Source organism: Streptomyces sp. V2I9 (assembly GCF_030817475.1).
Classification (GTDB): Bacteria; Actinomycetota; Actinomycetes; order Streptomycetales; family Streptomycetaceae; genus Streptomyces.
Genome location: NZ_JAUSZJ010000002.1, coordinates 3,417,495 through 3,436,259, shown reverse-complemented (window position 1 = coordinate 3,436,259; position 18,765 = coordinate 3,417,495). Strand labels below are relative to the sequence as shown.

The 18,765-nt window shown below is 71.9% G+C and carries 15 protein-coding genes; 9 read left to right on the top strand and 6 right to left on the bottom strand.

Annotation, left to right across the window (positions count from 1 at the left end; translation table 11 throughout):
* Positions 1–33 precede the first annotated feature (33 nt).
* From QFZ71_RS15085 to QFZ71_RS15065, 5 genes are all read left to right on the top strand, one after another.
* On the top strand, positions 34–1,860 hold the full coding sequence (locus QFZ71_RS15085) for an acyl-CoA dehydrogenase (protein ID WP_307668740.1): 1,827 nt from the start codon (positions 34–36) through the stop codon (positions 1,858–1,860).
* 186 nt (positions 1,861–2,046) lie between these two features.
* Positions 2,047–3,345 (top strand): M18 family aminopeptidase, encoded by a 1,299-nt coding sequence (locus QFZ71_RS15080; RefSeq protein ID WP_307668739.1) that lies wholly within the window; start codon positions 2,047–2,049, stop codon positions 3,343–3,345.
* Positions 3,346–3,480: 135 nt separating this feature from the next.
* Complete coding sequence (locus tag QFZ71_RS15075) at positions 3,481–3,702, top strand: DUF6458 family protein (RefSeq protein ID WP_307668738.1); 222 nt, start codon at positions 3,481–3,483, stop codon at positions 3,700–3,702.
* Between the two features lie 148 nt (positions 3,703–3,850).
* Positions 3,851–6,781 (top strand): BTAD domain-containing putative transcriptional regulator, encoded by a 2,931-nt coding sequence (locus QFZ71_RS15070; RefSeq protein WP_307668737.1) that lies wholly within the window; start codon positions 3,851–3,853, stop codon positions 6,779–6,781.
* A 197-nt stretch (positions 6,782–6,978) separates the two neighbouring features.
* Complete coding sequence (locus QFZ71_RS15065; protein ID WP_307668736.1) at positions 6,979–7,701, top strand: DUF4232 domain-containing protein; 723 nt, start codon at positions 6,979–6,981, stop codon at positions 7,699–7,701.
* Positions 7,702–7,789: 88 nt separating this feature from the next.
* On the opposite strand, the gene QFZ71_RS15060 is transcribed toward QFZ71_RS15065, so the two are convergent.
* Complete coding sequence (locus tag QFZ71_RS15060; RefSeq protein WP_307668735.1) at positions 7,790–9,607, bottom strand: NHL domain-containing thioredoxin family protein; 1,818 nt, start codon at positions 9,605–9,607, stop codon at positions 7,790–7,792.
* Positions 9,608–9,671: 64 nt separating this feature from the next.
* Between QFZ71_RS15060 and QFZ71_RS15055 the strand changes: the two genes are divergently transcribed.
* Entirely contained in the window at positions 9,672–10,163 is a 492-nt protein-coding gene (locus QFZ71_RS15055) for an LURP-one-related/scramblase family protein (RefSeq protein ID WP_307668734.1), read from the top strand.
* Positions 10,164–10,237: 74 nt separating this feature from the next.
* Here the strand turns inward: QFZ71_RS15055 and QFZ71_RS15050 are convergent, their stop codons facing one another.
* Together QFZ71_RS15050 and QFZ71_RS15045 are read right to left on the bottom strand one after the other, a co-directional pair.
* Positions 10,238–10,624 (bottom strand): hypothetical protein, encoded by a 387-nt coding sequence (locus QFZ71_RS15050; RefSeq protein WP_307668733.1) that lies wholly within the window; start codon positions 10,622–10,624, stop codon positions 10,238–10,240.
* Positions 10,625–10,693: 69 nt separating this feature from the next.
* Positions 10,694–11,509, bottom strand: a complete 816-nt coding sequence (locus QFZ71_RS15045; RefSeq protein WP_307668732.1) for a carbon-nitrogen family hydrolase — start codon at positions 11,507–11,509, stop codon at positions 10,694–10,696.
* 212 nt (positions 11,510–11,721) lie between these two features.
* Between QFZ71_RS15045 and QFZ71_RS15040 the strand changes: the two genes are divergently transcribed.
* Positions 11,722–12,546: a maleylpyruvate isomerase family mycothiol-dependent enzyme gene (locus QFZ71_RS15040; protein WP_307668731.1), complete on the top strand. Its 825-nt coding sequence runs from the start codon at positions 11,722–11,724 to the stop codon at positions 12,544–12,546.
* A gap of 151 nt (positions 12,547–12,697) precedes the next feature.
* On the opposite strand, the gene QFZ71_RS15035 is transcribed toward QFZ71_RS15040, so the two are convergent.
* Positions 12,698–14,008, bottom strand: a complete 1,311-nt coding sequence (locus QFZ71_RS15035; protein WP_307668730.1) for a nitrate/nitrite transporter — start codon at positions 14,006–14,008, stop codon at positions 12,698–12,700.
* Complete coding sequence (locus tag QFZ71_RS15030; RefSeq protein WP_307668729.1) at positions 14,005–14,688, bottom strand: GntR family transcriptional regulator; 684 nt, start codon at positions 14,686–14,688, stop codon at positions 14,005–14,007. The genes QFZ71_RS15035 and QFZ71_RS15030 overlap by 4 nt, the downstream gene beginning before the upstream one ends.
* A 276-nt stretch (positions 14,689–14,964) precedes the next feature.
* Between QFZ71_RS15030 and QFZ71_RS15025 the strand changes: the two genes are divergently transcribed.
* Positions 14,965–15,864, top strand: coding sequence for a D-alanyl-D-alanine carboxypeptidase family protein (locus QFZ71_RS15025; protein WP_307668728.1), 900 nt, complete (start codon positions 14,965–14,967; stop codon positions 15,862–15,864).
* 469 nt (positions 15,865–16,333) lie between these two features.
* Positions 16,334–17,188, top strand: coding sequence for a D-alanyl-D-alanine carboxypeptidase family protein (locus QFZ71_RS15020; RefSeq protein WP_307668727.1), 855 nt, complete (start codon positions 16,334–16,336; stop codon positions 17,186–17,188).
* 94 nt (positions 17,189–17,282) lie between these two features.
* Here the strand turns inward: QFZ71_RS15020 and QFZ71_RS15015 are convergent, their stop codons facing one another.
* On the bottom strand, positions 17,283–18,761 hold the full coding sequence (locus QFZ71_RS15015) for a dihydrolipoamide acetyltransferase family protein (protein ID WP_307668726.1): 1,479 nt from the start codon (positions 18,759–18,761) through the stop codon (positions 17,283–17,285).
* Between the last annotated feature and the right edge of the window lie 4 nt (positions 18,762–18,765).

Here is an 18,765-nt window from a genome sequence, read left to right as displayed (position 1 = left end):
GCGCGCCACTGCTATTGATTACGGAGCCTTCCCATGGGGCACTACAAGTCGAATCTCCGCGACATCGAGTTCAACCTCTTCGAGGTCCTCGGGCGCGACAAGGTGTACGGCACCGGTCCGTTCGGTGAGATGGACGTCGACACCGCGAAGAGCATCCTGGAAGAGATCGCGCGCCTCGCCGAGAACGAGCTCGCCGACTCCTACGCCGACGCCGACCGCAACCCGCCGGTCTTCGACCCGGAGACCAAGACCGCCCCGGTCCCGGCGAGCTTCCGGAAGTCGTACCAGGCGTTCATGGACTCCGAGTACTGGCGGCTGGGCCTGCCGGAGGAGATCGGCGGCACGACCTCGCCCCGCTCCCTGATCTGGGGTTACGCGGAGCTGCTCCTCGGCTCGAACCCGGCCGTGTGGATGTACTCCTCCGGCCCGGCCTTCGCCGGCATCCTCTTCGAGGAGGGCAACGAGCAGCAGAAGAAGATCGCGGAGATCGCCGTCGAGAAGCAGTGGGGCTCGACGATGGTGCTGACCGAGCCGGACGCCGGCTCGGACGTCGGCGCCGGCCGGACGAAGGCCGTGCAGCAGGAGGACGGCTCCTGGCACATCGAGGGCGTGAAGCGCTTCATCACCTCGGGCGAGCACGACATGTCCGAGAACATCATCCACTACGTGCTGGCCCGCCCCGAGGGCGCCGGACCGGGCACCAAGGGCCTCTCCCTCTTCATGGTCCCGAAGTTCCACTTCGACTGGACCACCAGCGAGCTGGGCGAGCGCAACGGCGTGTACGCCACGAACGTCGAGCACAAGATGGGCCTCAAGGCGTCCAACACCTGCGAGATGACGTTCGGCGACCAGCACCCTGCCAAGGGCTGGCTGATCGGCGACAAGCACGACGGTATCCGCCAGATGTTCCGCATCATCGAGTTCGCCCGCATGATGGTCGGCACGAAGGCCATCGCCACCCTCTCCACCGGCTACCTGAACGCGCTGGAGTACGCCAAGGAGCGCGTCCAGGGTCCGGACCTGGCGAACTTCATGGACAAGACCGCGCCCAAGGTCACCATCACGCACCACCCCGACGTGCGCCGCTCGCTCATGACGCAGAAGGCGTACGCCGAGGGCATGCGCTCCCTCGTGCTGTACACGGCCGCCGTCCAGGACGCGATCCAGGAGAAGGAGGCCGCAGGCGAGGACGCCAAGGCGCTGAACGGCCTCAACGACCTGCTGCTGCCGATCGTGAAGGGCTACGGCTCCGAGAAGTCCTACGAGCAGCTCGCGCAGTCGCTCCAGACCTTCGGCGGCTCCGGCTACCTCCAGGAGTACCCGGTCGAGCAGTACATCCGGGACGCCAAGATCGACACCCTCTACGAGGGCACCACGGCGATCCAGGGCCAGGACTTCTTCTTCCGCAAGATCGTCCGCGACCAGGGCGCCTCGCTCAACACGCTCTCCGAGGAGATCAAGAAGTTCCTCGCCGAGGCCCAGGGCAACGAGGAGCTGGCCCCGGCGCTGGACTCGCTCGCCAAGGCCGCCGTGGACCTGGAGGCGATCGTCGGCACGATGATCACCGACCTCACCGCGACCGGCGAGGACGTCAAGAGCATCTACAAGGTGGGCCTCAACACCACCCGCCTGCTGATGGCGTCCGGCGACGTCGTCGTCGGCTACCTGCTGCTCAAGGGCGCGGCCGTCGCCGCGGAGAAGCTGCCGACCGCCTCCGCCAAGGACACCGCCTTCTACCAGGGCAAGATCGCCGCGGCGAAGTTCTTCGCCGCGAACGTCCTGCCGGGCGTCTCGACCGAGCGCGCGCTCGCCGAGACCGTCGACAACTCCCTGATGGAGCTGGACGAGGCCGCGTTCTAGGACCGCCCGACCACGCGGTACGTCACCCCGGCGCCGCCACCCGAATCCTTTCGGGTGGCGGCGCCGTCGTAGCGGCTGGGTACGCAGAGCTGATCGACGGGAGTCTGGTCCTGCCGGGCGTCCGCCGGGCCGCCGATCCCGTGGTCACCGGATACCGGACCCCGTGTCCTCGTTACAGTGAAGAACATGAGTTCCCCTCTCCGGTTCGACCGTGCGCACACCGATGACCTGATGTCCTACCTGGCGGCCAGCCCGTCCCCGTACCACGCCGTGGCGAACGCCGCCGCCCGGCTGGAGGAGGCAGGGTTCCGGCAGGTCGAGGAGACCGCCGCCTGGGATGCGTCGCCCGGAGGGAAGTACGTGCTGCGCGGCGGGGCCATCGTCGCCTGGTACGTGCCGGAGGGCGCCCGGGCGCACACCCCGTTCCGGATCGCCGGGGCGCACACCGACTCCCCGAACCTGCGGGTGAAGCCGCTGCCCGACACCGGGGCGCACGGCTGGCGCCAGATCGCCGTGGAGGTCTACGGCGGCACCCTGCTCAACACCTGGCTCGACCGGGACCTGGGCCTGGCCGGACGGATCTCGCTGCGCGACGGCACCCACCGGCTGGTCAACATCGACCGGGCGCTGCTGCGGGTGCCGCAGCTGGCCGTGCACCTGGACCGGTCCGCCAACACCGACGGCCTCAAGCTCGACCGGCAGAAGCACATGCAGCCGATCTGGGGGCTCGGCGACGTCGAGGAGGGCGACCTGATCCGGTTCGTCGCCGAGGAGGCGGGCGTCGACGCGGAGGACGTCACCGGCTGGGACCTCATGCCGCACGCCATCGAGCCGCCCTCCTACCTGGGCCGGGACCGGGAGTTGCTGGCCGGGCCCCGGATGGACAACCTGCTCTCGGTGCACGCCGCGACCGCCGCCCTGGCCGCCGTCGCCGGGCAGGACGACGCCGACATCCCGTACATCCCGGTGCTCGCCGCCTTCGACCACGAGGAGAACGGCTCGCAGTCCGACACCGGGGCCGACGGCCCGCTGCTGGGCTCGGTGCTGGAGCGCTCGGTGTTCGCGCGCGGCGGCACGTACGAGGACCGCGCCCGCGCTTTCGCCGGCACGGTCTGCCTCTCCTCCGACACCGGCCACGCCGTGCACCCGAACTACGCGGAACGGCACGACCCGACGCACCACCCGGTCGCCAACGGCGGCCCGATCCTCAAGGTCAACGTCAACATGCGGTACGCGACCGACGGCAGCGGCCGCGCGGTGTTCGCCGCCGCCTGCGAGAAGGCGGGCGTGCCGTGGCAGAGCTTCGTGTCCAACAACGCGATGCCCTGCGGCACCACGATCGGCCCGATCACCGCCGCCCGGCACGGTATCCAGACCGTGGACATCGGCGTGGCGATCCTCTCGATGCACAGCGCCCGTGAGCTGTGCGGCGCGGACGACCCGTACCTGCTGGCGAACGCGCTGGCCGCGTTCCTCGCCGGCTGACCGGTCGGCGTCGCACCGCCTCCAGCCGTCCGGGTGAGGACACCCAACCGACCGCGCGCACATGGTTGTTGCCGGGCCGGGTACGCGGTCCGTACACCGGCCCGGACTCACCGGGCGGTCGAGGAGGCGGAAGTCATGGGACTCGGAGGATGCATTCTCCTGATCGGTGCCGGCGCCATCCTGGCGTTCGCCACCGACTGGCAGATCGACTCGGTCAACGTCGACCTGGTCGGCTGGATCATGATGCTCGTCGGCCTCATCGGGGTCTTCGTGTACATGAGTATCGCGCGGCGCCGCCGGATGGTCGTGCCGCCCACCACCACAGTCGTCTCGGACGACGAACAGCGGTACCACTGACGACCTGCGGCGACGAGCGGACCGGACAGCCGGCCGAGCGTCGCCGCCGGGCCCGGCGGCCCGGCACCGGTCCTGCGGAGACCCCGATATTCTGGGACGGATCCCGCGCCCCCACCGTGGGTGCGCCCGCCCGGAAGAGGAGCCGTTCGTGGAGTTCCGGCTGCTCGGTACGGTCGCCGTCGAGACGCACACCGGACCGCTGCCCCTGGGTCCCGCCAAGCGGCGCAGCCTGCTCGCCGCACTGCTGCTGTCCGCCAACACTCCGGTCTCCATCGGCCGGCTGACCGACTCCCTGTGGGACGACACCCCGCCGCTCCAGGCCCGAAGTGTCATCCAGGGCCATGTGTCGCGGTTGCGCGCCCTGCTGGTGGACGCCGACGCGGAGGCGTACGGGGTCGAGCTGGCCACCCTGGGGGACGCGTACGTGCTGCGGGTCCCCGAGACGCTGGTGGACGCGCAGCGGTTCGAGGAACTGCTGATGCTGGCGCGGGAGCAGCGCAGCCCGGCGGACACCGTGCTGATGCTGAAGGAGGCCCTGTCGCTCTGGCAGGGCCCGGCCCTCAGCGGTGCGTTCGCCGGTCCGCCGCTCCGGGCGGCCGCGCACTCCCTGGAGGAATCGCGGCTGGCGACGGTCGAGCTGCTGGCCCGTACGTACGGGACGCTCGGCGAGCACCACCGGGCGGCCGCCCTGCTGGCGGCGGAGACCGCGGCGCACCCGTTGCGCGAGTCGCTGGCCGCCGAACTGATGCTGGCGCTGTACCGGGCGGGACGCCAGTCGGAGGCCCTGGACCGTTTCCACCGGACGAGGCGGCTCCTCGCCGACGAGCTGGGCATCGACCCGGGGCCCAAGCTCGCCGACGCGTACGCGCTGATCCTGCGCGGCGACCCGGCGCCCTCGTCCGCCGCCCCGGCCGCCCGCCGCACCACCGCCGCGTCCGGGTCGGCGGCCCCCTCCGCCGGATCCCCCGGAGCCGCCGCGGCACCCGGAACCGGTGGGGCCCCTGGAACCGCTGAGGCCCCCGGAACCGTTGGGGGACCCGCAGGAGGCCCGCCCGCCACCGGGGCGGGGACGACCGCCGGTGGCGGTGGCACGACGGGGGCCTCCTCCGCCGCACAGCGCTCGCGGCCCGCCGCACCGCCCGCGGTGCACCCCGCCGACCCGCTCCCCGTCGACCTGCTCCCCCGCGCGCCCCGCGGTTTCCACGGGCGTACCACCGAGCTGGGCGCGCTCAGCCGGGCGGCGGCCGGTGAGTCGCCCGTCTGCCTGGTCACCGGGCCGGCTGGGGTCGGCAAGACCGCGCTGGCGCTCCAGTGGGCGCACCGCAACGACGCGCTCTTCCCGGACGGCCGCCTCTTCGCCGACCTGCGCGGATTCAGCGAGGCCGGTGAGCCCGTGCTCGTCGACGTCCTGCGGGAGTTCCTGCTCGCGCTCGGCGTCCCGCCGCGCCGGGTCCCGGAGTCCGCCCCGGCCGCCGCCGCGCTCTTCCGCTCGCTGACCGGCCGGCGCAGGCTGCTGGTCGTCCTCGACAACGCCCGCGACTCCGCCACCGTCCGGGCGCTGCTGCCGGGCGGCACGGACTGCGTCACCCTGGTCACCAGTCGGCACCGGCTGGAAGGGCTGATCGCCTCGGACGCCGCCCGGCCCGTCCCGCTCGACACGCTGGAGGCCGACGACGGCACGGCGCTGCTCGCCGGGGTGCTGGGGGAGGAGCGGGTGCTCGCCGAACCGGTGGCGGCCCGCCGCCTCGCCGAACTCTGCGGCGGGCTGCCGCTCGCGCTGCGCGTCACCGCCGCCCGACTGGCGGGGCGGCCGCGCTGGACGCTGGCCGCCCTCGCCGACGAACTGGCCGACGAACGCGGCCGCCTGGCCTGCCTCGACGTGGACGACACCGGCGTCGCGGCCGCGCTCCGGCTCACCGTCCAGCACCTGCCGCCGGACGCCGTCCATCAGTTCGCGCGGCTCGGCCACCACCCCGGCGGTCACTTCGACCCGTACGCGGCGGCCGCGCTGGCGGGGACGGACCCGGTGGCCGCGTCGGCCGCGCTGGAGCGGCTGGCCGCCGCCCACCTCGTCGCCGAGACCGCGCCGGGCCGGTGGGTCCTGCACGACCTGGTGCGGCTCTACGCCCGTGGTCTCGACCCGGCCTCCGCGCGCGAGGCCCTCACCGGGGTGCTCGACCACTGCATCGCCACCGCGCTGGCCGCCGCCGACACGGCGGAGCCCGGCGGCGAGCCCTGCTTCGTCCTCCCGGACGGATTCCGCCCGCCCACCGCCGTACGGGACTTCGCCGACCGGGACGAGGCGATGCGCTGGCTGGCGGGCGAGCGCGAGAACCTGGCGCTGGCCGCCCAGGCAGCGCGGGACGCGGGCCTGGAGGACCGGGCCTGGCGGATCATCCTGCTCCAGTGGCCGCAGGTGGTGTGGCGGGTACGGGACAACTGGGCGCCCCTGCTGGAGCTGGCCCTGGAGTCGGCCCGCGCCGGGAAGGACGCGTACGCCGAATCGAGGGTGCTCACGCTGCTGGGCTGGGTGCTGACGGAGGAGGGCCGGACCGCCGAGGCCGCCGCCCTGCTGGAGCGCTCACCGCAGCTCGCCCGTGAGGCCGGCGACCCGCTGGGCGAGGCGACCGCGCTGGTCAACCTGGCCGTCGTCCAGGCCGAGCTGGGCGACCTGCCTGCCGCGTCGGAGAACTGCGCCCGCGCCGTGGAACTGGCCCGCCGTGAGGAGGACCGGCACACCGAGATGCTCGCTCTCCAGCACCTGGCGCGGATGCGGCTCACCGCGCGCCGCCCGGAGGAGGCGCTGGCCGATGCGCGGGCCGCGCTCGAACTGGGCCCCGAACACGAGGAGGCGGCCCGCCGGTCCCTGCTGCTGGCGATCTGCGGCGAGGCGCGTCTGGCGCTCGGCGAGGAGGACGACGGCATCCGGCTGCTGGACCGGGCCGCGCGGGAGGCGGAGCAGGCCGGTTACGACGAGGGCGCGGTACGGGCACTGGAGGTCCTGCTGCGCGTCTCCGCGGAGCCCTCCTACCGCGTGCGCCACGAACGGTCCGCGCTCCGGCTCGCCACCGCACCCTGAGCCGTGCCGGCCGGCGCCACCGCAGGTGGGGAAGGGTGCGGCCCGGCCGACGCGAGGAAGTGCGAGGCGTCAGCCGAACGTCAGCGGGACGCCACCAGAACGTGAGCGGGGCCGCACAGACTCATTCCTGTCAGCAGCTCACCGGCCGCTTCACCGCTGAAAACGCGGAGGCGGCCCCTCGTGTCGGGGATATCGTCATGCGCACCTACCGCAACCGCACCGCCGTACTCGTCTCCGCGGCCACCGCCGCCCTCGCCCTCTCGCTCACCGCGTGCAACGGCGACGACGGTGGCGCCAAGTCCGCCGGTACGACGGACAGCTCCGCCGCCTCGGCCTCCACGGCCCCCGTCGCGAAGAGCACCGACACCCAGCAGGACGGCGCGGAGCAGAGCGGTGACCAGGACGCTGCGGAGCAGGGCGGCGAGGGCCAGGGCACCGTCAAGCAGAGCGGCGGCACGGGCCAGGCCAAGCAGCGCGGGAGCGGCACCACGGGCAACACCCCCCTCTGCACCGCCAAGGGTCTGACGATCACCGCCGAGCGCCAGGACGGCCCGCCCTACACCCACCTCACGCTGTCCGCGAAGAACACCTCCGGCGCGAGCTGCGAGATGAAGGAGTACCCGCACATCCACTTCCTGGACAACGCGCGGGGCATCGTCCCGCCCGTCGCCAAGAGCAAGCCGGCGGCCCCGGTGATCCTGGAGCCCGGCCAGTCCGCCTACGCCGCGGTGCGGATGTCCGAGGGCGGCCGCAAGGAGAACACCGAGACGGTGAAGGAGTTCACCGTCACGCTGAAGGCCAACGGCGGCGGCATGGCGGTCGTGAAGTCCCCGGCCGCCGAGGGCCTGTCCGTCAACCCGCAGAAGTGGGCCACCGGCTACTGGACCCCCCAGCTGCGCAACGGTGCCGACGAGTTCTGAGCCACCGGAAGATCGAGCGGAGATCCGCCGGAGGCCGGACGCCAGGAGCGTCCGGCCCGGCGCCCGGCGGCTACCTACCGTGCCGGTCTCAGGCGGGCTCGTCCATCCCGGCCAGCACCAGCGCCAGCCGGGATTCGCCGTCCGCGGTGACGCGAACCGGCACCCCCCAGTCCTGCTGGTGCACATGGCAGGCCGGGTACTCGTTGGCCGGGTCGTCGTCGCAGGACGCGGCCATCGCGGAGACGTGCAGCACGCCCTCGGTGACTCCGTCCGCGAGCACCAGGTCGCGCCCGAGGTCGGTCCCCGTGCCGGAGCCCTCCGCCAGCAGCTCCGGCGGGGTCGCGGAGACCAGCAGCCGGGTCGAGGGCCCGTAACGGGTGTCCAGCTTCTGGCCCGCGGGCGCCTGGAAGACCACGTCGAGACGGAGGGCGCCCGGAGCGATCTCCGTGGCGGCGCGCCGGGTGCGGTGCGCCCGGTCCGCGACCCGTACCGCCTCCTCGGGCAGCCGGAGCCGGGTCAGCCGGTGGCGGACCGACTCGACGACGACGAGATCGCCGTCGACCAGCACCGCGTCGCTGGGCTCACGGACATCGGTGGCCAGCGTGGTGACCTCGCCGGACGCCGGGTCGTACCGCCGCAGGGCGTGGTTGTACGTGTCGCTGATCGCGACGGACCCGTCGGGCAGCGCGGTCACGCCGAGCGGGTGCTGGAGAAGCGCCTGGGAGGCCGCCCCGTCGCGGTGGCCGAAGTCGAAGAGGCCCGCGCCGACAGCGGTGTGGACGTGCCCGTCCCGATCGACCCAGCGCAGCGCGGAGTTCTCCGAGTCGGCCACCCAGAGCCGTTCCCCGTCCGCGGAGACGGCGAGACCGGACGGCTGGGCGAACCACGCCTCGGCGGCCGGGCCGTCGACCAGGCCCTCGTTGGTGGTCCCGGCGGCGACGCCCGCGGTTCCCGCCTCCGGGTCGTACGTCCACAGCTGGTGCACGCCCGCCATGGCGATCCACAGCCGGTCGCCGAACCAGGCGACGTCCCACGGCGAGGAGAGGTCCACCTCACGGGCCGGCCCACTGGTCGGGGTCCCCTGCCACCACTGGCGGCCGGTCCCGGCGAGCGTGCTGATCACCCCGGTCGTGAGGTCCAGGGCACGGATCGCGTGGTTGACGGTGTCCGCGACAGCGATCCGGCCGTCCGGGAGCGCGGCAAGCCCCTGCGGTTCGCTGAAGCGGGCCTCGTCCGGGCCGCCGTCGCGCAGACCGCGGTCACCCGTGCCGAAGTGGCGGCGCACGGTCTCGCCGTCCGCGTCCAGTTCGACGAGACGGTGCCGGGTGGTGTCGGAGACCAGGAAGCCGCCGTCCGGCAGCAGCAGCACCTTGCCGGGGAAACGCAGATGTGTGGCGACGGGCTCGGGCGCGACGTAGGGGCCGTCGCCCCGGCGCAGCGTGCCCTTGGCCCCGTGTTCCGCCTCCAGCTCCTCGACGAGCTTCTCGATGGCGTGCGCATGGCCCTCGCCCGCGTGCTGGGCGACGACATAGCCCTCGGGGTCGATCACGACGAGCGTCGGCCAGGCCCGTACCGCGTACTGCTTCCAGGTGGCCAGCTCGGGATCGTCGAGGACGGGGTGGTGGACCTCGTAGCGCTCGACGGCGTCCACGACGGCCTGGTGCTCGGCCTCGTGGACGAACTTCGGCGAGTGGACGCCGATGATCACCACGGTGTCGCGGTGCTTCTCCTCCAGCTCGCGCAGCTCGTCCAGGACGTGCAGACAGTTCACACAGCAGAACGTCCAGAAGTCGAGGATGACGATACGTCCTCGCAGGTCAGCGAGGGTGTACTGCTGGTCGCCTGTATTGAGCCAGCCGCCCTTGCCGATGAGTTCGGGGGCGCGGACGCGTGCACGTGTTGCCATGCCACCAGTCAACACCCTGAACGCCTGCGCGCATTCCGCCGGGTGCCGGGGGAACCTGTGCTCCATGAGACTTCTCGTGCGGGAGCGGATGTTCGCCATCGGCGACGACTACTGGATCGAGGACGACACGGGCCGCAAGGTCTTCCTGGTCGACGGGAAGGCGATGCGGCTGCGCGACACCTTCGAGCTGAAGGACGCGGACGGCCGGATCCTGGTCGAGCTGCGGCAGAAGCTGATCAGCCTGCGCGACACGATGCTCATCGAGCGGGGCGGCGAGGAGCTTGCCACGGTCAGACGCAAGCGGCTGTCACTGCTCCGCAACCACTACCGGGTGACGCTGGTGGACGGTACGGAGCTGGACGTCAGCGGCAAGATCCTGGACCGCGAGTTCGCCGTCGAGTACGACGGTGAGCTGCTGGCCCGGATCTCGCGCCGCCTGCTGACCCTCCGGGACACGTACGGCATCGACATCGTCCGGGACGACGCGGACAGCGCTCTCCTCATCGCCGTCGCGATGTGCGTGATCGTGCTGGCCGACAAGGAGAACGGGGGCTGAGCGCCCGCCCCCGCACCCGCGGTTCGCGTTTCACGTGAAACATCGAGCCGTGCGCCCCGTGGTCCGGGCGAGGCTCATCCCGCCTGCCGCGCGGCTGCCCGCCGGTCCGCCTGGACGAAGGCCGCCGCCACGAGGACGACGGCGGCCGCGAAGGAGACCGCGAGGGCCGGGTTGAGCCAGGAAGGGACGACGCCGCCGGCGAACTCCCGGCCGTCGGTGGTGTGGCACAGGACGCCCACCGGGAGGTACCGCACCTCGTGCGTCGCCACCGTCGCGCCCTCGGGCCGTTCGGGGGCGTAGCGGCACTGGTGCAGAGGGGTGGAGTCCGCGCCGGACCCGGCCTCGCTGACCGCGAGGCCGGTGAGGAGCAGGCCGAGGAGGTGGAGCACCACCGTGACGGAGGCGGCGAAGACCGCCGTGCCACGCAGCAACGTCGATGCGGAGCCGTCCTGTTCAGCCATGGCGCTCACTGTAGGCGGGCGACCGGCGCACCGGCTTCGCGTGCAGCCGGAGCACCGGACCGCCGGGGCTCAGGACCGATCAGCGGACGGGGCCGGGAGCGGCGAGGCGAGCCCCAGCCGGCGGCCCTTGAGCACCGGGAACTGCTCGCGGGTCGTCCGCACCTTCTCCGGGTCCAGCTCGACCGTCAGGATCTCCTCGTCCGCGCCCGCCTCGGCCAGCACCTCGCCCCACGGATCGACGACGATGCTGTGCCCGGCCTGCTGGACGTCGGCGTGGGTGCCCGCCGTCCCCACCGCGAGGACGTACGCCTGGTTCTCCACGGCGCGCGCCTGCGCCAGGAGCGTCCAGTGGGAGCGGCGGCGCTCGGGCCACCCCGCCGCGACGATCAGCGTCTCGGCCCCCGCGTCCACGAGTCCACGGAACTGCTCGGGGAAGCGGAGGTCGTAACAGGTGGCGAGGCCCAGGGTGGTGTCCGGCAGCCGGACGGTCACCAATTCCTCGCCCGCGCCCATCATCACCGCCTCACCCTGGTCGAAGCCGAAGCGGTGGATCTTGCGGTAGCAGGCGGCGCGCTCACCTTCGGGTGAGAAGACCAGACTGGTGTTGAACAGGGTGCCGTCGTCCGCCCGTTCGACGAAGGAGCCGGCGTGCAGCCAGACCCCGGCCTCGGCCGCCGCCTTCGCCATCACCTGGTGCGTGGGGCCCTCCAGCGGCTCGGCCTCCGCCTCGAAGGCGGTGTAGGCGAATGCCCCGACCGGCCAGAGTTCAGGGAGAATTACCAGGTCAGAGCCGCTCTGGGCGACCACCGATGAGGCCGCTCGCGCTCTGCGGGACTCGACGGATTCGTCCGGGTCCACCGCGATCTGGATGAGGGAGGCGCGCACACTACCACCGTCCTGGCATTCGAGCCGTCAACACGGGCCTACGATCGTCACACGAAAGCACTGCCGGGGTGCCTGCTCGCAGCGTAACTTAGCCACCGAACGTCCCGACTCCGCCACCGAACCTCGCCCGCAGCCCGCCGACAGCGCCGTCAGTGCCCGCCCGCACTCCCTGCTCTCCAGCCCACGCACCGCAGAACCGCACGAGGGGTCCCGTGACCGTCCATCCCAGCCTCCAGACCTACACCGACGCCGCGACCCACTCCATCGAGGCGATAGCCGAGCTGGTGAAGCCCCTTCCCGAAGGCGAGTGGAACCGCCGCACACCCTGCCCGGGATGGTCGGTGCGCGACATCGTGTCGCACGTCATCGGCATGGAGTGCGAGATGCTCGGTGACCCCCGGCCGATCCACACCCTGCCGCGCGACCTCTACCACGTGCGGAGCGACTTCGCCCGCTACATGGAGATGCAGGTCGACGTCCGGCGGCACCACACCTCCCCGGAGATCCTCGCCGAGCTGGAGTACGTCCTCATCCGCCGCGCCCGCCAGATCCGCAACGAGTCGCGCAGCCCCGAGACCAAGGTCCGGGCGCCCCTGGGCGCCGAGCAGACCCTCGAAACGGCGCTGAACCTGCGGGCCTTCGACGTCTGGGTGCACGAGCAGGACCTGCGCACCACGCTGGGGCAGCCGGGCAACCTGGACTCTCCCGGTGCCCTGATCACCCGCGACCTGCTGCTCGCCGGACTGCCGAAGGTGGTCGCCAAGGCGGCGGGCGCGCCCGCCAACTCCGCGGTCGTCCTCGATGTGCACGGCCCGGTGGAGTTCCTGCGGACGGTACGGGTCGACGCGGAGGGCCGCGGCTCGATCGACGGCGCGCCCTCGCTGGGCCCCGCCGTGACGCTCTCGCTGGACTGGGAGACGTACGTCCGCCTCGCCTGCGGCCGGGTCCGGCACGGGGCCGTCGCCGACCGGATCAAGGCCGAGGGCGACCAGGAGCTGGCCACCGCGATCCTGGACCACTTCGCCGTCACGCCGTAACCCGCGCCCGCATCCCGGCGGCCCCCGTCCCGGCCCGCCCGCGCCCGTCCCGTCCCCTCCTCGGGTGGCGGGCGCACCGCGGAGCGCGCTCCGGACGTCCTCCCCGGCGCGGCCCGCGGGGTTCCGGGTGCCGCGCGGCTTCCCGGTGGCCCTACACCGGCACGTGCACGGCCTCGACGCGGCTGACCACGTGGTGCTCGCGCTCCCTGGACGCCACCCGCCGGCGAAGCCGCAGGATCTGGGCGACGCCGAGCGCCTCCAGGACGAAGACCGAGGCGAACGCGACCCGGTAGTTGTCCCCCGTGGCGTCCAGCAGGACCCCGACGGCGAACAGGGTGGTCATCGAGGCGATGAACCCGCCCATGTTGACGATCCCCGACGCGGTGCCCTGACGCTCAGGAGGGTTGGCCGGGCGGGCGAAGTCGAAGCCGACCATCGAGGCCGGCCCGCAGGCACCGAGCACGACGCACAGGACGACCAGCAGCCACATCGGCGTGTGGTCGGCCGGGTAGAAGATCGCGGAGGCCCAGAGCAGGGCCGTCGCGGCCACCGTGCCCAGCGCGATCGGGGTCCGCGCCTCGTGGTGGCGGGCGATGATCTGCCCGTAGACCAGCCCGACCACCATGTTCGAGAGCACCACCAGGGTGAGCAGCGTCCCCGCCGTGCCCCGGCCCAGCCCCTGCGCCTCGACCAGGAACGGCATCCCCCACAGCAGCAGGAACACCATCGCCGGGAACTGGGTGGTGAAGTGCACCCACATCCCCAGGCGCGTACCGGGCTCCCGCCACGCGGCGGCGATCTGGCGGCGGACGTAGGCGGCCCCGGCGTGCTCGGCGGGCGGCGGTTCGTGGCCCTCGGGGTGGTCCTTGAGGAACAGCAGGAGCAGCACCAGCACCACCACGCCCGCCAGCGAACTGCCGGCGAACGTCGTGGTCCAGCCGTAGCTGTGCAGCGCCCGCGCGATGAACAGCGTCGAGACGAGGTTGCCCGCCATCCCGAACAGGGCGGCGACCTGGCCGATCAGCGGACCGCGCCGGGCCGGGAACCAGCGGCTGCCGAGCCGCAGCACGCTGATGAACGTCATCGCGTCGCCGCAGCCGAGCAGGGCGCGCGCCGCCAGAGCCGTCCCGTACGAGGGGGAGAGCGCGAAGCCGAGCTGCCCGACGGTGAAGAGCACGACCCCGAGGGTGAGCACCTTCTTGGCGCCGAGCCGGTCCACCATCAGCCCCACGGGTATCTGCATGCCCGCGTAGACGAGGAGTTGGAGGATGGAGAAGGTGGAGAGCGCCGACGCGTTGACGTCGAACCGGTCGGCGGCGTCGAGCCCGGCGACGCCCAGGCTCGTACGGAAGATGATCGCGACGAAGTAGACGGCGACCCCGATGCCCCAGATCCAGGCGGCACGCCGCCCGCCGGGCGGGTCACCTGGCAGCGGCAGGGTGGGCGCGGCGGCCGAACTCACCGGTCCTCACCCCGCACCAGCTCCCGCACCCGGCCGACATGGCGGCGCACGACCAGGGCCGCGCCGTCGGCGTCCCCGGCCCGGATCGCGTCCAGCAGCTCGCCGTGCTCAGTGACGTTGGCCTCGATCCTGCCGGGGTGGGCCTCCATCACGGCGACCCCCATCCGCAGCTGCCGGTCGCGCAGCTGGTCGTAGAGGCGGGAGAGGATCTCGTTGCCGGCATGCTTCACGATCTCGGCGTGGAAGCAGCGGTCCTTCACGGCCACCGCCGCCAGGTCACCGGCCGCCGCCAACTGCCGCTGCTCCTCCAGGAGCTGTTCCAGCCGGGCGATCAACCGCGGGGAGGCGGGCACCGCCTTCCGCGCGGCGAACTCCTCGACCAGCAGCCGCGTCTCGACCACGTCCTTGATCTCCTGCGCGGAGACCGCGAGGACGAGTGCGCCCTTCTTCGGGTAGAGCTTGATCAGCCCCTCCACCTCCAGCCTCAGCAGCGCCTCGCGCACGGGCGTCCGGGAGACCCCGACCGCGTCCGCCAGGTCCCCTTCGGTGAGCAGCGTCCCGCCCTCGTACCGCCGGTCCAGCACGGCTTCCTTGATGTGCGTGTAGACCCGCTCGGCGGCGGGTGGTCGCCTGAGGGGAGCGGTCGGCGGCTTCACGGGGGCGGCGGGTGCGGCAGACATGCGCACAGCATAGATACAACATGCACGCATGAGGAGCGCCGTCCGGATTCCGGACCTGCGCCTGCCCGTCCGGACCCCACCGCCAGGCAGCGGGCCTGCCCGCAACGCCGAACGGAGGCGGGAGAAGCGAGAGGGTCCGGCCCGCGCGCTCGCGCCCCGGGTCAAGCCTGTGCACATTCACCCCTGCGGCACCACATCCATTGCGCCGCTCCAGGAGTCTCACGGGCGAGCGGCACCCTTATGTGGCCGCATATCAGGGGCATTTGGAGCATTCAGTTGAAAATCGGCATCAAGCGCATCAATCGCGTCACCGTCACGGCCACCGTGACACTCACCGCCGGTGCGGTGCTCGCGGGCAGCGCCTTCGCCTCCTCGGCGCACGCCGCCACGCCGCCGGTTCCGAAGATCGTCGCCAAGGGCGGCTTCGTGATGAACGACGGCACCGGGAAGACCCTCTTCACCAAGTCCGCGGACACCCGCCGCGCCACCGGCTCCACCACCAAGATCATGACGGCGCTGGTGGTGCTGTCGCAGAAGAACGTGAACCTGAAGTCGAAGGTCACGATCCAGAAGGCGTACAGCGACTACATCGTCTCGAAGAACGCCTCGTCCGCCCGGCTCATCGTCGGCGACAAAGTCACCGTGGGCCAGCTCCTCTACGGCCTGATGCTCCCCTCCGGCTGCGACGCCGCGTACGCCCTGGCCGACAAGTTCGGCTCCGGCACGACCCGTGCGGCCCGTGTGAAGTCGTTCATCGGCAAGATGAACTCCACGGCCAAGAGCCTCAAGCTGAAGAACACCCGCTTCGACTCGTTCGACGGCATCGGGGGAGGCAACAACTACTCGACCCCCCGTGACCTGACGAAGATCGCCAGCAAGGCGATGAAGAACTCCACGTTCCGGTCGATCGTCAAGACCACATCGACGAAGCAGAAGGTGACCACGAAGAGCGGTGGCTACCGCTACATGGCGTGGAGCAACACCAACAAGCTGCTCGGCAGCTACAGCGGCGCCATCGGCGTCAAGACCGGCTCCGGCCCGACCGCCAAGTACTGCCTGGTCTTCGCCGCGACCCGCAAGGGCAAGACCGTCATCGGCACCGTGCTCACGTCGTCCTCCGAGGCGAACCGCACCGCCGACGCGAAGAAGCTGATGGACTACGGCTTCAAGCGCTAGGCGTGCCGCCCCGCAGCCGCCTGCCGTGAACGGCCGGCCAGGCGTGACCGCGGGGCATGAAGACCTCCGGTGTGGTGAAGACCCGACACCTCCACCACACCGGGGGTCTTCGCCCTGATCAAGCCCGGTCGGTGTCGGCCAACGCTCGTGATCGGTACGTCCAGGACCCGGTCCGGGCAGGCGAAAGGCCGGTAGGCCCGCGCGGCCGTCGCGCGGACCCACGCACGACGGGTTCGCCGCCACATTCTTTGCCATGTCCGCGTACATCCTTGCGGGCCGCTCATGAGTCTCGTATCGGGGCCTCTTCCTGTTCCGGCCCCTCAATGCATTCGCGAACTCGGAGCGTTCATTGATATCGAGCCACAAGGCCCGCCCAAAGGCTGGTCACAAGGCCGGCCGCAAGCGCCTGCGCAACTCTGTCGTCGCAGCTGTCGTATCCGGTGGCGTGATGCTGGGGGTCACCCCCCTCATGTCACCTGCCCAGGCCGCCGTCCCGCTGCCGACGCTCAGCGCCAAGGGCGCGTTCCTGCAGGACAAGGCGACCGGCGCCAAGAAGTACGGCAAGGCCGCCGACACCAAGCGGCAGATGGCCAGCACCACCAAGGTCATGACCGCCGCCGTGGTCCTCAACACCCCCGGCGTCGATCTGTCCCGCAAGGTGACCATCTCGCAGACCTACCGCGACTACGTCACGGCCAAGGGCGCCAGCACGGCGGACCTGAGGACCGGCGACAAGGCCACGGTCCGTCAGCTGCTCCACGCGCTGATGCTTCCGTCCGGCTGTGACGCGGCGTACGCACTCGCCGACGCCTACGGCGTGGGCACCACCCGGGCCGCCCGGACCAAGCAGTTCATCGGCCAGATGAACAAGAAGGCCGCGTCGCTCGGGATGACCAACACCATGTTCGACTCGTTCGACGGCATTTCGTCGACCGGGAACAACTACTCGACCCCGCGCGATCTCGCGCAGCTCGCCAGCTATGCGATGCGGGGCTCGACACTGCGCGGCATCATGAGCACCACCAAGTACGTGACGCCCGTGACGACCAGCACCGGCGCGCTGCGCACGTACACCTGGTACAACACCAACAAGCTGCTCGGCTCCTACAGCGGCGCCGTCGGTATCAAGACCGGCACCGGCACCGCGGCAGGCCCCTGCCTCATCTTCGCCGCCACCCGCGGTGACAAGACGTACGTCGGCGTCATCCTGAACGGCACCGACCGCTACAACGACGCGGCCAAGCTGCTGGACTACGGCTTCGGCTCCACCACCGCGTCGACCATGCAGCTGCGCACGCTCCCCCAGGGCGCCCAGCGCGACTGATCCGGTACCGGGCCTGACCGGCCGGACACCGCAGCGGACACAACAGAAGGGTGCGGCCACCAACCGGTGGCCGCACCCTTTGTCCGTTCGCCCGTCAGGCCCAGGTGATGAGCCTCTTCGGCTGCTCCAGGATCGCGGCCACGTCGGCCAGCACCTTGGAGCCCAGTTCGCCGTCGACCAGGCGGTGGTCGAACGACAGGGCCAGCGTGGTGACCTGACGGGGCTTCACCTTGCCCTTGTGGACCCACGGCTGGAGCTTGATCGCGCCGACCGCCAGGATCGCGGACTCGCCCGGATTGAGGATCGGCGTACCGGTGTCGACGCCGAAGACGCCGACGTTGGTGATGGTCACCGTGCCGCCCGCCATCGCGGCCGGGGACGTCCTGCCCTCCCGCGCCGTGGCGACCAGCTCGCCCAGGGCCTCCGCGAGCTGCGGCAGCGTCTTGTCGTGCGCGTCCTTGATGTTCGGCACGATCAGACCGCGCGGGGTGGCCGCCGCGATGCCCAGGTTCACGTAGTGCTTCCGCACGATCTCCTGGTTGACCTCGTCCCAGGCGGCGTTGACCTCGGGGTTCCGCTTGATGGCGACCAGGAGGGCCTTGGCGATGACGAGGAGCGGATTGACCCGCACCCCCGCCATGTCCTTGTCCTCCTTGAGCTCGGCCACGAGCTTCATCGTGCGCGTCACGTCCACCGTCACGAACTCGGTGACGTGCGGCGCGGTGAACGCGCTGCCGACCATCGCCTGCGCGATGGCCTTGCGGACGCCCTTGACCGGGACGCGGGTCTCACGGGCGGAGTCCCGTACGTCGGCGGCGGGCGCGGCGGCTGCCGGAGCCTCGGCGGCCACCGGGGCTGGGGCGGCACGGGACGGGGCCGGGGCCGCCGCCGCGTGGACGTCCTCGCGGGTGATGATCCCGTCCTTGCCGGTCGGCACCACCGACGCCAGGTCGATGCCCAGGTCCTTCGCCAGCTTGCGTACCGGCGGCTTGGCGAGCGGACGGCCGCCGGCCGCCGCACCGGCCTGCGCGGGAGCGGCGGGAGCGGGAGCGGCGGGAGCGGGAGCGGCGGGAGCGGGAGCGGCGGGCGCCCCGTGCCCGTTCAGCTCGGCCTGGACCGCCGCCGCGACGGCGGCGGCCTCCGGAGCGGCGGCCGCCCCCTTGCGCGGGCGGCGCTTGGTGGAGGACTCGGCGACGCCGTACCCCACCAGGACCGGTGTACGGCCCTTCGGCTCGGCATCGGCCTCCGGGGCCTCCACCGGCTCCCGGGCCGGCTCGGCGGCCGGGGCCGGGGCGTCGCCGCTGCCCGGAGCCACGTCGATCGCGATGATCACCTGGCCGACATCGACGGTCGTGCCCTCGGCGAAGCGCAGCTCGTGCACCACCCCGTCGAACGGGATCGGCAGCTCGACGGCCGCCTTCGCGGTCTCGACCTCGCACACGACCTGGCCGTCGGTGACGGTGTCGCCGGGCTGCACGTACCACTTGAGGATCTCGGCCTCGGTCAGTCCTTCGCCCACGTCGGGCATCTTGAACTCACGGAAGCGAGCAGACGTATCGGTCATCGTCGTCACGAAC